We start from the raw sequence: 18,208 nt of genomic DNA, 5'->3' as shown, positions 1-18,208 counted from the left end.
CCACGCGGGAAACGCCGATGCCGTAGCAGCCCATGATCATGGTCTGCTCCTTGCCGTTTTCGTCCAAGAATACCGCATGCATGGCTTCACTGTACTTGAGGCCGAGCATGAAGATATGCCCCACCTCAATGCCTCTGGTCAGTTCCATGCGGCCGCCGCAGCGGGGGCACTGATCGTCGGAGGTGATGGCGCGCAAGTCCGCCCAGGCAGTCACTGCGGCATCGCGGGCAAGGTCCACATGCTTCAGGTGGGCATCAGCGGCGTTGGCTCCCACCACATAATCCGTACCGCCCTGAAGTTCGGCATCGGCATAGACAGGCACATCAAGCGCCACAGGTCCGGCAAAGCCTACAGGAGCGGCTGTAACGGCCTGCACTGTTGCAGCGTCGGCCAGTTCCACGTCCTGCGCCTTGAGCAGGTTTTTCAGCTTGATGTCGTTGACCTCGCGATCTCCGCGCACAAGCACGGCCACCGTCTTGCCATCCACCTTGAAAAGCATGGTCTTGACAATAGCGCTGGCGGGAACACCCAGCAGGGCCGTCAGCTCTTCCACACTGTGCGCGCCGGGCGTGGCGATTTTCTCCATGGCCGGGCAATCCCCTGCTGAGGGGCTGCCCCGCCAGACGACCTCGGCCCGCTCCACGTTGGCGGCGTACTCGCAGTCGTGGCAAAAGGCGATGGTATCTTCGCCCGTATCGGCCAGCACCATGAATTCATGGGAAAAATTGCCGCCGATGGAGCCTGTGTCGGCTTCTACCGCGCGAAAACGCAGGCCAAGACGGCTGAAAATACGCATGTAGGCATCGTACATGATTTTGTAGCTTTCTTCGGCCCCTTCGGCAGTGGCATCAAAAGAATAGCCGTCTTTCATCATAAATTCGCGCCCGCGCATAAGCCCGAAGCGGGGGCGTATTTCGTCGCGGAACTTGGTCTGAACCTGATACAGGCGCACAGGCAACTGACGATAAGAACGCACCTCGCCGCGCACAAGATCGGTGATGACCTCCTCGTGGGTGGGGCCGAGGCAGTATTCACGCTCGTTCCGGTCCTTGAAGCGCAGCAGTTCCTTGCCGTAATGCTCCCAGCGGCCTGTTTCTTTCCACAGGTCGCCAGGCTGCACCATAGGCATGAGCAGTTCGCGAAAACCGGCTTTTTCCATTTCTTCGCGCACGGTGCGGGCGATCTTGTTTATCACCCGCAGGCCCAGGGGCAGATAGATATACAGGCCGGATGTAAGCCGCCGCACCATCCCCGCCCGCAGTAACAGCTTGTGGCTGACCACTTCCGCATCGGCCGGAGATTCCTTGAGCGTGGGAATATAGCAGGAGCTGAAACGCATTAGGTATTTTCCTTTTCGTTAAGCAGTGATTGCAGTTCTTCCATAAAAGCCGCCAGCAAGGCCTCCTGCCCCTTCACGGAGCGGATGACCTCGCCCTTGCGGAAAATAATGCCCTTGTCGCGGCCCCCGGCCACACCCAGGTCAGCTTCACGCGCTTCGCCGGGGCCATTGACCACGCAGCCCATAACCGCCACCTTTATGGAGGCCGTGGAGGTTGCCAGACGGTCCTCTACCGCACGCGCCAGAGAAAAAAGGTCTATCTCGGTGCGGCCGCAGGTGGGGCAGGAAATTATCTCCGGCCCGCGTGAGCGAAGGCCCAGAGCCCGCAGAATTTCCCAGGCCACGGTCACTTCTTCGGCGGGGTCGGCCGTCAGCGACACGCGCAGGGTGTCACCTATGCCCTCGTGCAGCAAAATACCCAGCCCTACGGCAGATTTGACCGTTCCCCGCATGAGGCCCCCGGCCTCGGTAATGCCGATATGCGCAGGATAATCGCAGGCATCGGCCAGCAGGCGGTAGGCTGTTATGGTATCCAGCACAGAGGAAGACTTGAGGGAAATTTTAGTATCGTAAAAAGCGCGGGCTTCCAGCAGGCGCACATGCCCGAGGGCGCTTTCTACCAGAGCTGCGGGGCAAGGGCCGCCATACTTGCGCAGGATGTCTTTTTCCACCGAGCCGGAATTGACGCCCACGCGAATAACCGCGCCGTGCGCTTTGGCCGCATCTACCACCCTGTCCACATGCGCCTTGGGGCCGATATTGCCGGGATTGATGCGCAGCCCCTCAAGGCCTGCCTCCAGCGCGCCAATGGCAAGGCGGTAGTCAAAATGTATGTCGGCGATGAGCGGCAAGGATGTACCCGATCGTATGGCGGGCAGGGCCGCCACGGCTGCCGCATCAGGTACGGCCAGGCGCACCATTTCACAGCCCCGGGCCGCCAGGCGGGCAATCTGCCCGAGGGTGGCCTGCGGATCACGGGTGTCCGTATTGGTCATGCTTTGAACAACAACAGGCGCGCCGCCGCCCACAGTAACGCCGCCAAGGCGTATCGCTCTGGTATTCCTGCCCATGCCTTCTCCAGATGAAAAACTTGGCGGCGCTGCGTCGCCATATCCTTTAAAGGCGTCTTGTAAGCTATTTCATGCTGCAAGCCAAGCAGACAGCCGGTCATGCTGCTGGAACGTGTTTTGCATGTTTTTGGGCACCAGGACGGCAAGCGCCCGATTTTTCATCCCCCGCACTGAAGTTTGCCAGACGGGGGCCGATAAGTATGACAGAACACTACCTGAGGTTGCCATGCACGGTTTATTGCGTTTTATACTCATCTGCGCCCTTGCGCTGCCCATGCTGCCCGGCTGCTCCAAAGCACCGCCTTCAGCCAAGGATCCCGGCTATACAGATGCCGTGGAGCTGAAGCTCAAGTTTCGCGAACTGGCAGACCAGATGCTCGCTACAGTACCCAATGACGCCCTGCAGGGCTTTGTGGCCATGCCCACATCCTTTGTGGATGAAAACAGCACATCACGCAGTTCTCCGCTGGGAAGACTCATGGGCGAAGCCATGTTTTACGAATTCAACCAGCGGGGCTTTCCCGCGCGCGAGTACCGCCTGACGGGCAATATTGCCGTTGTCGGCGGGCGCGACGACCTGGCCCTTATTGAAAATGCGGTCATTCCCGTCGGGCAGAAATGGGCGGCGCTGGTAGTGGGAACCTATTATGTGGACAAAGACGCCACCTTCGTCAATGCCCGCCTTGTACGGGCTACCGACGGCCTTGTCATGCGCACGGGGCAGCTTGTGCTGGTCAATACGCCCATTGTGGCGCGTATGGGCAAAACAGATCCTCCTGCGCCCAAACCCACGCCACCGGCACAGAGTGCAAGCGTATCCACAGCTTCGGCCGCCAAGCCTTCCCCCCCGCGCGGAAGCCTGTATCCTTCGCTTTATACACCGGCCAGTTCCATCAGCAGCGGCAACGTAGCCATCAAACAGGGCAAATAATGCCGGAAAGCAGCCATGCGTTTTACTTGTACCTTGCGTATTTTTGGACTTGCACTTGCCGCCCTGGCGGCAGGGCCGCTTTTTGTGGCGCATCCGGATGGCACGCGGGCCATGGCCCAGACCCCCTCGGCCTACGAGCGCGCTTCGGAAAAATCCGCCGCGCAGCCCCAAAAATCAGCAGACCAGGGGCCGAACATCAGCGCCAAATATCTGAAACAGGCTCGTGCCTACCGCGATCAGGGCCGGTACGAACTGGCCCGGCAATCCTATGCCCAGGCTCTTTCCACCTGCCGCTCTGCCGCGGAGCTGGAGGTGATTGAAAGAGAAATGGGTGGTATTGAACTTTTGCTGCGCACCATGCGCTGAGGATTGTGTCATGAGGTTTTATTTTGTTATAATTCTTGTCATGGCTGCCCTTCTGCTTCCCCTGACCGCCGCTGCCGCAGGCAATGTACCCACGGCGGCCACCAGGATAGCCAAGCAGATCGACGAACAGCTCATGATGCGCTATGCGGGAACTGACCCGGCCGAAAGCAAAAAAGAACAGCAGGCCGTGGCCCGCGCCAATATAATGATCATGGGCACAACCCCCGCCAACCTCAATGACCTCAACGAAGCCTCGCCCCTGGCGCGTCAGATGATGGAAGAAGTCTCGCGCTGGCTTATCAACGCGGGCTACCGTTTTCAGGAACTGCGCAAGGGACGCGACATCTATTTTGACAAAAAGAAAGGCGAATTCATCCTTACGCGCGACGTCAGCCGCCTTGCTAACAAAACCGGCACAAGCCAGGCCATAATGGCCGGAACCTACGTAGTCAGCGGCGAACAGGTACGCTTCAACATGCGGCTTATCCACACCACCAGCAACGAAGTGCTGGCGATGGGTTCCAGCACGATTCCCATCACCGAAGACCTGCTGCCGCTGTTGCGAGACCCCACGCCCGGCGGTAAGGGCGGCGTCATGCCCTCGGTGAATACCCGCTTGCAGTAAGCTTCTTGCCTTGGCGGCCCGTTCTGTCTATAACAAGCCCGGCCCGGCGCATGCGCCGGGCCTCGACTTGTTGGCAAGGCCCGCTGAAATCTTTCGCCGCCGCGCCAGCCCCTGCCATAAGACAGCCTGCAAACAGCACGGCTTCATGACGGCAGGTCAGTACGGATACCGACCCGAAAAACACTCCTCCGGAGCAGCCGCGCATGTGCGGTCCGGACGCCCGCCGGGTCTTGACTGGTGACAATTCAGGAGAAAGCATGGCCCTCAGCATAGGTATCGTCGGTCTGCCCAACGTGGGCAAGTCCACCCTTTTCAATGCCCTTACCAAGGCCCAGAACGCCCAGGCCGCCAACTACCCCTTCTGCACCATCGAGCCGAACAAGGCTACGGTGGCCGTGCCGGACACGCGCCTGCAGGACCTGACAAACAAGGCCAAACCGCAAAAAACCATCAACGCCAGTGTGGATTTTATCGACATTGCCGGTCTTGTGCGGGGAGCCAGCAAAGGTGAAGGCCTCGGCAACCAGTTTTTGGGCAACATCCGCGAATGCGCGGCCATAGTCCATGTGGTGCGCTGCTTTGAGGATGAAAACATCACTCACGTTGACGGCGGCGTTGACCCCCTGCGTGATGTGGACACCATTGAGACGGAGCTTTTGCTGGCCGACCTGCAAAGCGTTGAAAAGCGCCTTGAACGCCTGCAAAAGATGTCCAAGGGCAGCAAGGACGCCAAGGCGGCCGCCGAAGTGATGCAGACCCTGCTGACCCACCTCAATGACGGCAAGGCCGCCCGCGAATTTGTCCTGCCGGAAGGTAACGAGGCTTTTCTGACTTCGTGGCGTGAACTGGGCCTTCTCACAGCCAAGCCCATTATTTACTGCGCCAATGTGGACGAAAACGCCGTGGCCGAGGGCAACGCCTTTGTGGAAACCCTCAAAAACTTTGCCGCCGGGTGCAACGCGGGCTTTGCCTGCATTTGCGCCAAGCTGGAAGAGGAGCTGCAGGGGCTGTCCGATGCCGAACAGGCCGAAATGCTTTCGTCGTACGGCATTACCGAAAGCGGCCTTGTGCGCATCATCCGCACCGGCTACGAAACGCTGGGGCTTTGCAGCTACTTTACGGTCGGCCCCCAGGAAGTGCGCGCCTGGACCATTCACAAGGGTTGGAAGGCGCCCCAGGCTGCCGGAGTTATTCATACGGACTTTGAACGCGGATTCATCCGTGCCGAGGTCATTTCTTACCAGGACTACATGAGCCACGAAAACGAGGCCGCCTGCCGCGCCAGCGGCGTGCTGCGCGTGGAAGGCAAAGAATATGTGGTCAAGGATGGGGATGTCATGCACTTTCTTTTCAACGTTTAGCGCAACTGCCTGTCTGAAGTGTCCTGACTGTCCGCACCTGGCCTTCTGCGCTGCGGGAGTTTGTGCACCAGAGCCACCAGACATGGCAGCAGGGTAAAAATTGCCTGAATTACCGGGCGCTTTCGGTCCGGCAAGAATCACGGCCACTGTGGTTCTGAAAAGAGCCCCCTGTACAAAAAACAACAAGCGCCCCTTCCGCACAAACGGAAGGGGCGCTTGTATTTTTCTATGGGGCCGCATGGCCCCTGACACTGCTAGGCGTTTTTCATGTGTTCAATCAGTTCCACCAGACTGTGGGCCTGCTTGCGCAGGGCCTCAAGCTCGGTCATGGCCAACTGCATGGATTCAGAGGTTGTGGCGGCAATATGGTTCACATCAGCGATGGATCTGTTGATCTCTTCGCTGGTGGCGGACTGCTGCTCACTGGCGGTGGCAATGGCGCGCACTTCGTCCGCGGTCTGGTCCACCATGCCCACGATTTCCTGCAACGCCTCGCCGGACCTGTTGGAAAAGTCTGTGGCAGAAGCGATATTGTGCACAGCCAGCTCCACTTCCTGAATGCTCTGCGAGGCACTTTGCTGGATGGCGCGGATGGCGTTGCCCACATCTGTGGTTGAGGCCATGGTTTTTTCCGCAAGCTTGCGCACCTCATCGGCCACAACAGCAAACCCCCTGCCGGCTTCACCCGCACGGGCCGCTTCAATGGCCGCGTTGAGCGCCAGCAGGTTGGTCTGGTCGGCAATATCGGAAATGACGCTCATGATCTGGTTAATGGCCCTGGCATGCTCATCAAGCTGGGTCATGCCGTCCTTGAGGGCCAGGGACTGACGCTGCACTTCCTGTATGCCGTCCACGGCCTTGTACACTACTTCGGAGCCTGCCTGCGCTTTGAGCTTGGCCGAGGCCGAAACATCCGCAGCGCCGCCGGCATTTTTGGCAACCTCAAGCACGGTGGAGTTCATTTCTTCCATAGCTGTCGCGGTTTCCGCCAGCCTGGCCACGGCATGGCTCAGCGCGCCGCCGGTATTGTCCACCTGTTCCGCAATGTCGTTTATGGAAGCATTAAGGCGTTCAACCACGCCCTCTATCTGGGCAGCAGCGCTTATCATGCCTTCACGCTTGGCAATTTCAGCCTGGGCCTGGGCCTGTTTGGCCTCTTCCATGGCCTGCTGCGCCTCTTCGCCCATCCGGCGTGCCTGTTCGGCCTGTTCGCTTGCATCCTGAACCAGACGGCGCAGGTTTTCTTCCATCTGGCGCAAGGCGTTGGCCAGTTGGCCCATATCGTCCTTGCTGTAAACATCAAGGGTGAGATCTTTCTTGCCTTCGGCCACACCAAGGGCGTAGCGGGTAATTTTACCCACAGGAGCGCTGACCCGCAGGCCCAGGATCACCGACAGGGTAAGCTGCACCACAAGCAGGCCACAGGCCACCAGGATGGCCTTGTCCATCGCGTCGTGCTCAAGCTTTTGCAGGTCGCTCATGGGCATACCCACAAACCACATGCCGATGATCTGGTTGTTGGCATCTTTGACCGGCCAGTAGGAAGAGTTATAGGCTACCCCAAGAATAGTGTTATGGGTGTAGTATACTTCGCCCTTTCTCAGCACGGCATCGATAATTTCCGGCGATTGCAGCTTTGTGCCCACGGCACGCTGCCCGTCACTCATGATCGTGGTCATGATCCGGGTATCGCCCTTGAAAATCGTAACGTTGACGCCCGAAAGCTGCTTGAGCCAGTCAAGATAGGCAGGCGTTACCAGAGAGGTGCCGATGGAAATGGAACCCACTACCCGCCCCTCATAAACCACGGGCTGGCTGGCCCGGATCGTGAAAGGAACAACAGTACCCGCCACAACAGCCGCAGCGGGCTGCCCTTTGAGGGCAATAACCACTGTTTCCTGATTGGTCACACTGTCGCCATATTTATCGGAGTGGCCACGGGCGATGACCTTGCCGGACTCATCAGTGATGGTCATAAAGTCCGACCCGGCCATTTTCATGCTTTTTCCGCCCAGCTCTCTGGCCAGTGCATGATCCTTGTGCACAATGGCCTGTACCATGCTGCTGTCGCTGGCAATAAGGGCGGCGCTTTGCGCAAAGCGCTTGCTGGTGACCTCGTTGGCCTCCAGAATGACATTCTGCATACGGCGGATGCCCTTATCCAGCTCATCTTCAATGGGGACCTTCATAAAATAAATGGAAACAAATAACACCACCCCACAGCAGGTAATCAGAGCGCCGAATAGCGAACCCACATACTTGTGCGTGAGCGTTATGCGCATGCCCCCTCCTTGCAACAAAAAGTTATTTTATAAATATATATGATTCACAAAACGCTATACCCTGCCACACGACAGGGCATTGTTTTACAAAAAGGAGCAGAATTCACGCAAAGGCCCCCCAGCCTTGACGCCGCTCATCAGCACATCTCAAAAACCCGCCATTGGTTTTATAAATAACAAGGCGGGCATATTCAGTATTACTATATTCTTCGGCACGAACTTAAAAATAAATAGAGCAGAAAGCAAACCAAGATTTCACACAAGCCAAAACATGCATATCCGTTTTAAAAATTTTACCAGCAAATACAGTGTATTGAATTTTATATTCAAAAATGTTTAAATATTACATTAAACATTTTTTCAAAGTAAAAATAAAATATAATTATATAAGCATATTAGGCAACAGAAAACACACCATCAATTGTGAAAAAAAACTTTTTATAACGGATTTTTCTGACCCCACACCTCGCCCCAGGCCCTCTATCAGCAATTACAGGGGCATGCTCGGCAGGCTGCATCAGGTGCAGGTGGAGCCTGCCGCAGCATAAAGCCGTTCGCTCCACACCACTTCCCTTGTTCCAGCCGTCATGTAACAGTCCGCCCCGAAAGGTCTTCGTTTTGCGGTCATGTTCCGGGTAAAAACAGAGAGGCCGCAATTCCGGAACAAGGAATTGCGGCCTTCTTGACATGGCCCGCAAAAATCAGACGAGGGTCAGGATTTTTTCAGGGCTTCCACCAGATCCATCAGGCTCTGGGTCTGATGACGCAGCTCATCAAGCTCGCGCAGGGCCACCTTCATGGATTCAGAAGTGTTTCCGGTCAGATAGTTCACATCACTGATAGATTTGTTGATCTCGTCGCTTACGGCTGACTGCTGTTCGCTGGCAGTAGCGATGGCGCGCACTTCGTCAGCGGTCTTGTCCACCATGCCCACGATTTCTTGCAGTGACTGGCCGGATTTATTGGAATATTCTGTGGCTACAGAGATATTGCTCACGGCTTCATCAACCTGCTGAATGCTTTGGGCTGCACTGGACTGGATAGCACGGATGGCGTCGCCCACATCTGTAGTGGACGTCATGGTTTTTTCCGCCAGCTTGCGCACCTCGTCGGCCACAACGGCAAATCCGCGGCCTGCATCGCCTGCGCGGGCCGCTTCAATGGCCGCGTTAAGAGCCAGCAGGTTTGTCTGATCGGCAATATCGGAAATAACACTCATGATACGGCTGATGGCCCTGGCGTGCTCATCGAGTTGCGTCATGCCGCCCTTGAGGCCCAGTGATTGCCGCTGCACCTGCTGGATGCTGGATACGGCCTGCGAAACCACGCTGGAACCCGTTTCTGCCAGATTGCGCGCCGCATCTGAAATGTCCGCAGCGCCGCCGGCATTGCGGGCAACAGCAAGCACAGTGGAGTTCATTTCTTCCATAGCCGAAGCTATTTCGGCAAGCCTGGACACAGCCTGGCTCAGGGCAACATCAGTATTTTCCACCTGCTCGGCAATATCCGAAACCGAGCTGCCGAGCTTGGCGGCAACCTCTTCAATACGCGCTGCCGCGCTTGACATGCCGTCGCACCTGGCCTGCTCTGCCTTTGCCTTGGCCTGCTCCGCTTCATTCATTGCCAGCTTGCATTCCTCGCCACACTTTTCGGCTTCTCTGGCTTTTTCCGCGGCCTCAAATACCAGCGTGCGCAAATTTTTTTCCATGCTGCGCAAGGCATCGGCGAGCATACCCATATCATCAGAACCGCGCACCGTGAGCACGCTGTCCTGCTTGCCATCGGCCACTTCAAGAGCGTAGCTGGTTATTTTGCGTACCGGCGCGCTTACCCGCAAGCCCACAAAGACTGAAATGCCCAGTTGTACCAGCAGCAATGCCGCTGCCACGCTGACGGCTGTGACAATGGCCTCATTTTCAAGCTTTTTCAGTTCAGCGATTGGCGCTCCCGTAAACCACATGCCCACAATCTTGCCATCGGCAGCCTTCACCGGCCAGTATGCAGACTGATACGGAACACCAAGAATGGCATTTTGCACAAAGACTGTTTCGCCACGCTCAAGCACGGCGTTTATGACATCCGGCGCCTCCAGCTTTGTATCCACGGCACGCTTGTTGTCAGAAACAATGGTTGCCATGACGCGCGTATCACCCTTGAAAATAGTGACCGCAGCCCCGGCAAGCCGGCTCAGCCAGTCCAGATAATCAGGGGTGGTGAGTGATACGCCGATGGAGATGGTTCCCACCAGTTGCCCTTCATAAAGAACCGGCTGCGATGCGCGTAACGTAAAGGGATTGAGCGGCCCGGTCACCACAGCCTGCGCCGGAACCCCCTGCATGGCTTTGGCAACTGTTTCCTGCTTGGCGATGCTGTCGCCGTATTTACTTTTGGAATGCCCACGCGCAATAACGATCCCCTGGGCGTCTGTCACAGACATAAAGTCCGATCCGGCCATTTTCATGGCCTTTTCAGCAAGGGTAAAAACCTCGGCGTGATCCTTATAGGCCATGGCCCGTGCCAGTCGGTCGTTGGTGGCGATAAAGGCGGCGTTCTGGGCAAAACGCTGTATGGTCATTTCATTGGCGGAATGAACGATATTCTGCATGCGATGTATGCTGTTGCTCAATTCTTCATCTATCGGCTTTTTCATATAATAGATGGATACAAACAGAACAACGGCACAGCAGGTAATGAGAGCTGAAAACAAAGATCCGACATATTTGTGGGTAAGGCTCAAACGCATCTGCCACTCCTCATGCTTACGGCATATTGAAAGTATGTTCATTGCCTCTATAAAAACACGCTGGAGATACACATCGCAGAATAAAAATTGTTACAAAAACAACTCCTTATTAAAATATATGCATAAAAAACAATCAGATACATCATAAAGAAGACATATCTTGTCAGGTATCATCAATCATTCTGATGAACGGAGCATTTTAATAGCATATCGGATGGCTGAGATAATTATTTAGACAAGACTATAAATTGCATTATTTCCAGAGTCAAAAGGATAGATAAAAAACTGAACAAAAATATTGCCGTCTTCACGCAACGGACGGAAAAACAAAAACGCGATTTGTCGGTAATTGCCGACAAATCGCGAACACGACGGTAACAGGGTGGCATGAATACCCCGCGACATCCGTTCTTTATGTGCTCTTTATGATCAGGGTGGCCGACTGCGTTACAGTGCGCCCTGAGCCGTCATCTTGGCCCCACAAAACAAAAACCCGCTGACGCAGCGTCAGCGGGTGAAACATGAGACAATACACAGCCTGCAAATCAACCCAGTTTGTGGCGCACCTGACGGCACAGGCCCATCAGCGCGTCATACTCATGACGCCGTAACCCGGCCCTGCTGAAGAGCCGCCGCCAGGGCATGATAAAGTAGTCAGGATTATCGCCATGCAGATAATCGAGGCGCAGTAGCATATCCTTCAGGGATTCCATCAGGCGCTCCTGCTCTGCCGCTGTTACCTGCCTGCCGCTGCCGGGATGGTTTTTTTCTGCATTTCCGGCGTCTTTTCCGGGCCGGTTGCGCACGGCATTGGCGCATTCATACAAAAGCAGCAGCACGGCCTGCGCAAGGTTAAGCGAACTGGCCGCAGGGTCCGTTGGTATGGTCACAAGCTTATGGCAATGGGTTATTTCTTCATTGTTCAGGCCACGGTCTTCCGGGCCAAAAACAAGGGCCACCCTTTCGCCGCGCGCCAGGGCCTCCGCCACATCCGCAGCGGCACGGCGCGGCGAAAGCAGGGATTGACGCCAGCCCCCCACCCGCGCGGTGGTCCCCACCACAAGGGTTACAGGGGCCACAGCTTCCGGCAGGTCAGTATAGACCTTTACGCCGTCCAGCAGATCCTGCCCCTTGGGCGTGGCAAGCGGGCGGGCCTTTTCCCTGTCCCACCGCTCGGGGTCCACAAGGCATAGTGATGAACAGCCCATATTCACGCAGGCACGCGCAGTCATGCCGATATTTTCGGGAAAGCGGGTTTTGACCAGAACAATATCCAGCCCGTCAAGCAGAGAAGTCATATCAGCACACGCCTCCGGCCAAGGCCAGCACCAGTTGCAGCGGGTCGGAAGAAACCGGCAGCGTTTGCGCCGGCATTTGCGGCCAGATACGGCTTGCCGCCAGAGCCAGCATGGCCCCGCCAACACCGCACTTGCACACTGTGCCTAAAAAACGCCCCACCATGGCCCCGAAGGCCGCATCCAGCGATTCGCCCAAGGGACGGCCCTTGAACATTTCCATAACAAAACAGCCGAGCCATGCTCCAGCCACTGCGCCAATGAGCGCCCCGAGGCCAAAAAACAGCGGCGCCAGTAAAATGGCCCCGGCAATGGCCCCGACCATACCCGCAAATGTTCCTGACGAACTTGAGCCATACCGCTTGGCCTTGACTATCTGCATGCCCAGTTCCAAAGCTTCGCCCACAAGTGCCAAAGCTATCATCATGACCCAGAACCAGACGTTCATTGCGTCCGAGGCGGGATGCGCCATCTTCCACAGGGCCACAAGCCCCAACAGCACCCAATTGGCGGGCAAGCCGAAAACATTGAGCAAAAGCACAAAACCCAGCAAAGTGATGAACGCGCCCGCCAGCAGGCTGGCAAGGGGAAAGGGCAAAAAATCCATACAGTTTCCGGTATTATTTTTTTTCGCGCATGTCTTGCAGGCGAACGGCCTTGCCTTCGGCGCGCGGCAGGCTGTTGCTCTGCACAAGCTCTACCCTGGGCGTAATGAGAATTTCATCACGCAGGCGCTGGGCAATGGTTTTTTGCAGGCTTTGCAGAACGCGCATGTCCTCCACAAAGAACTCGTCGCGCACTTCCACCTGCACCCGCATGACATCGCCGATACCGTCGTTCTCCAGGAGGATAAGGTAGCTCTGCCCCACTTCGGTAAAGGTCATGATGACCTGCTCAACCTGCATGGGGTAAATGTTGACGCCCTTGATGATAAACATGTCGTCCGCGCGGCCGAGGATACGGTCCATGCGGCGGTGCATGCGCCCACAGCCGCATACGCCAGGCAAAAAGCGGGTGAGGTCGCGGGTGCGGTAGCGCAGAATGGGCATGCCCTGGCGGCAGAGGCAGGTCATGACCAGCTCGCCCACCTGGCCGTCTGGTACGGGCTGGCCTGTTTCAGGATCGACAATTTCAGGAATATAGGCGTCTTCCCACAGGTGCATCCCGTTCTGCTCAAGGCATTCAAAAGCCACGCCCGGCCCGTTCATTTCGGAAAGCCCGTAGGAATTATACGCCTTCATATCAAAGAGGCTTTCAATACGGCGGCGGAATTCTTCAGTATACGGCTCCGCGCCCACAAGAGCGATGCGCAGGGGGAATTCACGCGGGTCTTCGCCCATATTGCGCAGGTGTTCGCCAAGAATGAGCGCATAGGAAGGCAGAATATGCGCCACCGTGGTACAAAAATCCTTGGCCAGCTTGATCTGGCGGCGCGAGTTTCCCGCACCGGCGGGGATGGTCAGGCAACCCAGGCGCTCAGCCCCGAAGTGGATGCCCAGACCGCCCGTAAACAGACCGTAACCGGACATGTTCTGAAACACGTCCTCACGGCGCACGCCTACCATATGCATACAGCGCGCCATAAGATCGGCCCAGGAATTGATGTCGTTCTGTGTATGGCAGATGGCTACGGGCGACCCGGTAGTGCCGCTTGAACAGTGCATGCGCACAATTTCGGCCTGAGGCACGCAAAGCATGCCGGTGGGATACTGGGTACGCAGATCGTCCTTGGTGGTGAAGGGGATGCGGCGCAGGTCATCAAGACTGTGCAAAGAGTCCGGCCCGACTCCCGCCTCGTCGAGCCGCTGCCGGTAGAAACCGCACTTACGGGCCTGAGCGACCATATTTTTCAGCCGGACAAGCTGGGTTTCCTCTATGCGCTCCCGGCTCCACAGTTCCGCTGGATCAAAAACTTCCATGCCTCTCCTCACCTTACTGGAGCATTGTCAAAACTGCCGGAGGCCAACCTCCGGACCAGATCAGGCCGCGGGCTGCGCCTGAAAATCAATCGGCATGCGTGCGCGCCCAGCCCCACAACAGCCCCAGGCTGCCGGCCAGCATCATGTCACCATGCGGGGCCAAAAAACGACCGTACCCTTGCAGTAAGGCGCGCCGTGGTCCTGTAATAAAGGTAGGCTCATAGCCCCCGGCCTCTTCACAGTACGGGCCAAAAGCCGTACCGTGACCACCGGTGGCCTGCACTTCTTCAGCGGGCAGCCAATGCTTGCGGAACTGTTCCAGATCAGCGAGCAACTGCTCCAGACTGCGCATACCCGTATGATGCTCGTAAATGCCGCGCACCAGTCCTTTGTACACAAGAGCCGCCACGGTATGCCCGTTGCCCACGTTTATGACGGTTATGCCCTCGCGATAGCTGCGGTTCATAACCTCGCTGTCACACAGCGCGCCAAGCAGGGCGCTGGCGCCGGTATCGGCCACAGGGCCACCGGTTTTGTCATGCAGAGGCTGTAACCGGGTAAGCGAAGGGGGCGGCGTGGAATAAATCCAGGATGCAGGGTCCGCGGACTCGGCAAGAAGCCGGTTCCACATGAGCATTCTGCCCTGCCGGTTTCCCCCCACATGATAGCCGTGATCCTGGGCGGCCGCGAGCACCATGTGTGGTTGCGGCAGGCAGGCCATACGCAACAGCCCGGCCCAGAAGTCCGGTCCGTAGTCCGACAGAAAAACAGGAACGCAGCCCTCGGGACAGGTAGCGCAAAACTCCACCCCCATGGCGCGTACCACATCCTCACTGTCGTGGATGCCACGCGAAGCGGCCGGAGTAGACCATACCTTGAAGCCGGCGGCCAGGTGCTCTTTGATGGCCTGGCTGAAGCCGCCACCCATATTGCTGCCATGCAGCCACAAGTCATGCCGCAGCAGAGTCAGTTCGCGAATGCGCTGGGCAACCATGCGGGCCGGTGACGGCAATACAAAGCGCGGCCAGTTTTCACATTCAAGCCCGGGCCGGGCCAGCAATGCGTCCTGAGTGCCGCTGCCGATATCCAGGCACAATACAGGGCCCGTACGACGCAAAAATTTATGTACGTTTTCGTCCATTGGCAGTCTCCAGTGAGCGCCTGAAGTTACTCGCAACACGACGTAAGCGCAAGCCCCGACAATTTTTTTAAAAAAATGCTTGCCAAGACCAACGCAATACGCTAATTCATTTCTTCGCGCCGAGGTGGTGGAACTGGTAGACACGCTATCTTGAGGGGGTAGTGAGGATTCTCGTGCGGGTTCGAGTCCCGCCCTCGGCACCATAAAAACTTCCAAAGAAGTTCACAAAAGTCCGCAAGGCTAACAGCCAAGCGGGCTTTCTGCTTTTTTAGCTTCCGTTTAAATTCGGGAGTGTTCATTGACGGTAATCCCCCCAGCGGGCGCCGATACGCTGCCGGAAGCAGCCATGCCACTGGCGCCAAAACCAACGCTAAGGTTTATCCCCCCGGAAGATGAGAAGGCAGTTTGTTCAAATTCATTGATGTTGGTGGCAGCCACAATGTTCAAATCACGCCCTGCGTCTAACGCGATATCCCGTCCGGCCTGGACACGCCCGCCTCAATGGTAATATCCCGACCAGTAATAGCCGTGAGGTCACGCCCGGCTATCCACTTACCTTCTCAAGAAATCACATGACGGCTTCCAGTGCTGCGCGAAGCTGTATCCTGAACGGAACAAGCGCCGGGTCGTCAACATCTCTGGGCCTCGGGGCCTCGACAGCCCATGTTCCCACAATCCCCGCGCCGGTTCCCATCAGATGAACAGTATCTGCCAAAAGGCAGGCTTCTGCCACATCATGGGTGACCATAAGCACGGTGTCTCCGGTTCCAGCCTGCAGCTTCGTCAAAAGTGTCTGCATGCGCGAGCGTGTAATGGCGTCCAGAGCGGCAAACGGCTCATCAAGCAGAAGAAGTTTGGGCCGGAGCACCAACGCCCGCGCCAGTGCCGCGCGCTGCCTCATGCCACCTGAAAGAGACGCAGGCAAAGCATGTTCGCACTGTTCCAAGCCCACCAGCGCCAATATTTCTCGCATGCGTTCACGGCAGCGATCTGGAGGCATGCCAACATGTTTAAGCCCAAAGGCCACATTTTCTCCCACGCTCAGCCAGGGAAACAGGGCATCATCCTGAAACACCATAACCCTGTCCATTCCCGGCCCGTCGCACGGGGCGCCTTCAAGCCGCAGATCTCCGGCATCCGGCGGCACAAAACCAGCTATTACGCGCAGAAGAGTACTCTTTCCACAGCCGCTGGCTCCGATGAGCGCCGTCACCGAGCCGCGTCGCAGCGTCAGGTCAATGCCGGGCAGAACAACATGGCTGCCATAACTTTTGCGCAGATTCAGACACCTGAAATACGCGCTCATCGCACAGCACCAGGCAGGCGCCGCAACAGCCTGACAAGCAACACATCGCAAATGCTGCCCAGGGCGGCAACCAGCACTATGCCGCTTAAAAGAACATCTACCCGACCATTCATGCGGGCGTCCATAATGAGCGCGCCCAGGCCGTCCGGCACGCCAGTCAGCTCGCCCAGCACCAGATAGGCGAAGCTCATGCCCAGAGCCACGCGCAGCCCCGCACACACTTGCGGCATGGACCAAGGCAGGATGACCTTTATAAAAAGTGTTACACGGGAGCAGCCAAGCATACGCCCGGCATTGAGCAGGTCTTGCGGCACAGAAGCTGCGGCCGCGGCGGCGCTGAAGTATACGGGAAAAAATCCCGCCAACGCGATGAGGCTGACAGTGGTCATAAACCCCACCCCCAGCCAGATGAGGGCCAGCGGCAGCCAGCTTATGCCGGGAACGGATTTTATGCCGTTGACCGTAACCGACAACAGACGCGCCACAACCGTGCTACGACCTGACCACAGCCCGAGAACAAGGCCGGGGCCAACGCCCAGCGCATAGCCGCAGGCGACGCGTCCCAGGCTTGCAGCGGCATCGTTCCAGAAGCGCCCGCCATACGGGCCGCCACCTGTTCCCGCCACATAGGCAGCCATGGTACGCGCAACCTCCACGGGCGAGGGCAAAAGCCAGCCCGGCACGGCCTCAAACGCCGAGGCCCCCCACCATACAGCCAACGCAAAAAGCGGCAAACACCAGGGCAACATCCACGAGTTGCCCTGCCTAGTCATGGTGACGATTTCCGGTCCGCAAGGCATCCACAAAGCTGCGGTCAACAAGCTTGGTGTAGTCCGGCTCCTGCGCAATGATGCCAAGGTCTTTCATCCGCGCGCCCAGAGCCGCCAAACGCAGCATGAACGCATCATCCATATCCCAGGCAAGCTCCATATTTTCCGCGGACGCTTCGAGCAGGCCTCTATCCACGCCAAACAACGACGACGCCGAATCAAGCCACAGCTTTCTGTCCGCGGTTAGCGCCTCTGTAACAGCCTTGTGCGCGGCGACCATGCGCATGGCCGTATCCGGATGTTCCTTGATAAACCCGGCCCGCATGAGCATGCCGCTATTGATTGTTCCGATGCTGTCGCCATAGTATGGATAGGCAAGAATGCGACCATAGCCATGCATGACCGCCTGCGTGGGGAAAGGCTCGCCGGACAGAAAGGCATCTACATTACCCTTGGCCAGTGCCGTACCCATATCAAAAAAATCAATACGCATAAGCGTAACATCCCGGGCTGGATCAATTCCCTCACGGTGCAATACCTCACGAAGCAATATTTCGTGCATGGTTCCCGGAACATAGGCAATACGCCGTCCCCTGAGATCGGCTGCCGTCCTGACAGGCCCGTCTTTTGCCACCACAAGGGCCGAGCATTTATTGCCCAACGCCGCCACCAGTCGCACAGGCTCGCCCCGTGACGCCGCCTGAATCGCCAGAGCCAGTGTGGTTCCCGTCATGTCCAGACTTTCCGCCAGCAGCGCGGCCTTCTGATCGGCAGGATTGGTGAATGGGCGTACGTCCACCTTCAGGCCTGGGGTCGCAGGCGAAGCATATTTTTCATACAGAAAAGGCTGTATGGTCTGGGCGGTTTTCCACGTGCCCACGCGCCATACTTCAGCCGCACACGTCATTTTTACCGTAGCCAATATAATAATGCCCGCAAGGCCCGCTCCAACAAAAATCAGGCATATGCCCCGCAGGGCCGCGCCGGGTATGATATTTTTCCATGTCGCCACGTCGTCCCCTCCTGTCAAAGCATACACGCCATTACTGTGCCAAGCCGG

General features: G+C 57.2%; 15 protein-coding genes, 1 tRNA gene and 1 pseudogene. 5 read left to right on the top strand and 12 right to left on the bottom strand.

From position 1 onward, the window contains the following. Both QZ377_RS11510 and ispG read right to left on the bottom strand, forming a co-directional pair. On the bottom strand, positions 1 to 1,339 hold a 1,339-nt coding region (locus QZ377_RS11510), incomplete at its 3' end, for a proline--tRNA ligase (RefSeq protein ID WP_291441285.1). Beyond that, entirely contained in the window at positions 1,339 to 2,409 is a 1,071-nt protein-coding gene (ispG, locus tag QZ377_RS11505; RefSeq protein ID WP_291441284.1) for a flavodoxin-dependent (E)-4-hydroxy-3-methylbut-2-enyl-diphosphate synthase, read from the bottom strand. The genes ispG and QZ377_RS11510, both read right to left, overlap by 1 nt. Positions 2,410 to 2,635: 226 nt before the next feature. Between ispG and QZ377_RS11500 the strand changes: the two genes are divergently transcribed. The 4 genes from QZ377_RS11500 (at position 2,636) to ychF (ending at position 5,692) form a co-directional block, all read left to right on the top strand. After that, positions 2,636 to 3,340: a FlgO family outer membrane protein gene (locus QZ377_RS11500; protein WP_291441283.1), complete on the top strand. Its 705-nt coding sequence runs from the start codon at positions 2,636 to 2,638 to the stop codon at positions 3,338 to 3,340. A 15-nt stretch (positions 3,341 to 3,355) separates the two neighbouring features. Further along, positions 3,356 to 3,706, top strand: a complete 351-nt coding sequence (locus QZ377_RS11495; RefSeq protein WP_291441282.1) for a hypothetical protein — start codon at positions 3,356 to 3,358, stop codon at positions 3,704 to 3,706. A gap of 10 nt (positions 3,707 to 3,716) precedes the next feature. Continuing rightward, the gene (locus QZ377_RS11490) at positions 3,717 to 4,331 is read left to right on the top strand and encodes a FlgO family outer membrane protein (protein WP_291441281.1); all 615 of its coding nucleotides are present in this window, start codon (positions 3,717 to 3,719) and stop codon (positions 4,329 to 4,331) included. A 257-nt stretch (positions 4,332 to 4,588) separates the two neighbouring features. Then, positions 4,589 to 5,692 (top strand): redox-regulated ATPase YchF, encoded by a 1,104-nt coding sequence (gene ychF, locus QZ377_RS11485; RefSeq protein ID WP_291441280.1) that lies wholly within the window; start codon positions 4,589 to 4,591, stop codon positions 5,690 to 5,692. 254 nt (positions 5,693 to 5,946) lie between these two features. On the opposite strand, the gene QZ377_RS11480 is transcribed toward ychF, so the two are convergent. The 6 genes from QZ377_RS11480 to QZ377_RS11455 all read right to left on the bottom strand — a co-directional run bounded on the left by QZ377_RS11480 (position 5,947) and on the right by QZ377_RS11455 (position 15,072). Continuing rightward, positions 5,947 to 7,974 carry a methyl-accepting chemotaxis protein gene (locus tag QZ377_RS11480; protein WP_291441279.1) on the bottom strand — a complete coding sequence of 676 codons (2,028 nt, stop codon included), beginning with the start codon at positions 7,972 to 7,974 and terminating at the stop codon, positions 5,947 to 5,949. 712 nt (positions 7,975 to 8,686) lie between these two features. Continuing rightward, positions 8,687 to 10,579 (bottom strand): methyl-accepting chemotaxis protein, encoded by a 1,893-nt coding sequence (locus QZ377_RS11475; protein WP_291441278.1) that lies wholly within the window; start codon positions 10,577 to 10,579, stop codon positions 8,687 to 8,689. A 683-nt stretch (positions 10,580 to 11,262) separates the two neighbouring features. Then, positions 11,263 to 12,015 carry an RNA methyltransferase gene (locus QZ377_RS11470; protein WP_291441277.1) on the bottom strand — a complete coding sequence of 251 codons (753 nt, stop codon included), beginning with the start codon at positions 12,013 to 12,015 and terminating at the stop codon, positions 11,263 to 11,265. Position 12,016: 1 nt separating this feature from the next. Then, positions 12,017 to 12,619, bottom strand: coding sequence for a DUF456 domain-containing protein (locus tag QZ377_RS11465; protein ID WP_291441276.1), 603 nt, complete (start codon positions 12,617 to 12,619; stop codon positions 12,017 to 12,019). 13 nt (positions 12,620 to 12,632) lie between these two features. Continuing rightward, positions 12,633 to 13,931, bottom strand: a complete 1,299-nt coding sequence (locus QZ377_RS11460; protein WP_291441275.1) for a phenylacetate--CoA ligase — start codon at positions 13,929 to 13,931, stop codon at positions 12,633 to 12,635. An 85-nt stretch (positions 13,932 to 14,016) separates the two neighbouring features. After that, positions 14,017 to 15,072 (bottom strand): DUF1786 domain-containing protein, encoded by a 1,056-nt coding sequence (locus tag QZ377_RS11455; protein ID WP_291441274.1) that lies wholly within the window; start codon positions 15,070 to 15,072, stop codon positions 14,017 to 14,019. A gap of 118 nt (positions 15,073 to 15,190) precedes the next feature. Between QZ377_RS11455 and QZ377_RS11450 the strand changes: the two genes are divergently transcribed. Further along, positions 15,191 to 15,275 (top strand) — tRNA-Leu (locus QZ377_RS11450). A gap of 76 nt (positions 15,276 to 15,351) precedes the next feature. Here QZ377_RS11450 and QZ377_RS12660 read toward each other — a convergent pair. From QZ377_RS12660 to QZ377_RS11435, 4 genes and pseudogenes are all read right to left on the bottom strand, one after another. Further along, positions 15,352 to 15,558: pseudogene (locus QZ377_RS12660) on the bottom strand (hemagglutinin repeat-containing protein); the annotation flags it as partial. 82 nt (positions 15,559 to 15,640) lie between these two features. After that, the gene (locus QZ377_RS11445) at positions 15,641 to 16,378 is read right to left on the bottom strand and encodes an ABC transporter ATP-binding protein (protein ID WP_291441273.1); all 738 of its coding nucleotides are present in this window, start codon (positions 16,376 to 16,378) and stop codon (positions 15,641 to 15,643) included. Then, positions 16,375 to 17,151, bottom strand: coding sequence for an ABC transporter permease (locus tag QZ377_RS11440; RefSeq protein WP_291441272.1), 777 nt, complete (start codon positions 17,149 to 17,151; stop codon positions 16,375 to 16,377). Before QZ377_RS11440 ends, QZ377_RS11445 begins: the two co-directional genes overlap by 4 nt. After that, positions 17,144 to 18,160, bottom strand: coding sequence for an NrtA/SsuA/CpmA family ABC transporter substrate-binding protein (locus QZ377_RS11435; protein ID WP_291441271.1), 1,017 nt, complete (start codon positions 18,158 to 18,160; stop codon positions 17,144 to 17,146). The genes QZ377_RS11440 and QZ377_RS11435 overlap by 8 nt, the downstream gene beginning before the upstream one ends. Positions 18,161 to 18,208 lie beyond the last annotated feature (48 nt).

Origin of the sequence: Desulfovibrio sp., from assembly GCF_019424165.1 — a bacterium.
In the GTDB taxonomy this organism is placed as follows: domain Bacteria; phylum Desulfobacterota; class Desulfovibrionia; order Desulfovibrionales; family Desulfovibrionaceae; genus Desulfovibrio.
This window is presented reverse-complemented; position numbering and strand designations above follow the sequence as displayed.

Coding starts and splice junctions, on each gene's coding strand:
- ychF (WP_291441280.1), top strand. CDS start 4,589: ATGGCCCTCAGCATAGGTATCGTCGGTCTGCCCAACGTGGGCAAGTCC.
- QZ377_RS11445 (WP_291441273.1), bottom strand. CDS start 16,378: ATGAGCGCGTATTTCAGGTGTCTGAATCTGCGCAAAAGTTATGGCAGC.
- QZ377_RS11455 (WP_291441274.1), bottom strand. CDS start 15,072: ATGGACGAAAACGTACATAAATTTTTGCGTCGTACGGGCCCTGTATTG.
- ispG (WP_291441284.1), bottom strand. CDS start 2,409: ATGGGCAGGAATACCAGAGCGATACGCCTTGGCGGCGTTACTGTGGGC.
- QZ377_RS11490 (WP_291441281.1), top strand. CDS start 3,717: ATGAGGTTTTATTTTGTTATAATTCTTGTCATGGCTGCCCTTCTGCTT.
- QZ377_RS11460 (WP_291441275.1), bottom strand. CDS start 13,931: ATGGAAGTTTTTGATCCAGCGGAACTGTGGAGCCGGGAGCGCATAGAG.
- QZ377_RS11440 (WP_291441272.1), bottom strand. CDS start 17,151: ATGACTAGGCAGGGCAACTCGTGGATGTTGCCCTGGTGTTTGCCGCTT.
- QZ377_RS11465 (WP_291441276.1), bottom strand. CDS start 12,619: ATGGATTTTTTGCCCTTTCCCCTTGCCAGCCTGCTGGCGGGCGCGTTC.
- QZ377_RS11495 (WP_291441282.1), top strand. CDS start 3,356: ATGCGTTTTACTTGTACCTTGCGTATTTTTGGACTTGCACTTGCCGCC.
- QZ377_RS11500 (WP_291441283.1), top strand. CDS start 2,636: ATGCACGGTTTATTGCGTTTTATACTCATCTGCGCCCTTGCGCTGCCC.
- QZ377_RS11475 (WP_291441278.1), bottom strand. CDS start 10,579: ATGCAGAATATCGTTCATTCCGCCAATGAAATGACCATACAGCGTTTT.
- QZ377_RS11480 (WP_291441279.1), bottom strand. CDS start 7,974: ATGCGCATAACGCTCACGCACAAGTATGTGGGTTCGCTATTCGGCGCT.
- QZ377_RS11470 (WP_291441277.1), bottom strand. CDS start 12,015: ATGACTTCTCTGCTTGACGGGCTGGATATTGTTCTGGTCAAAACCCGC.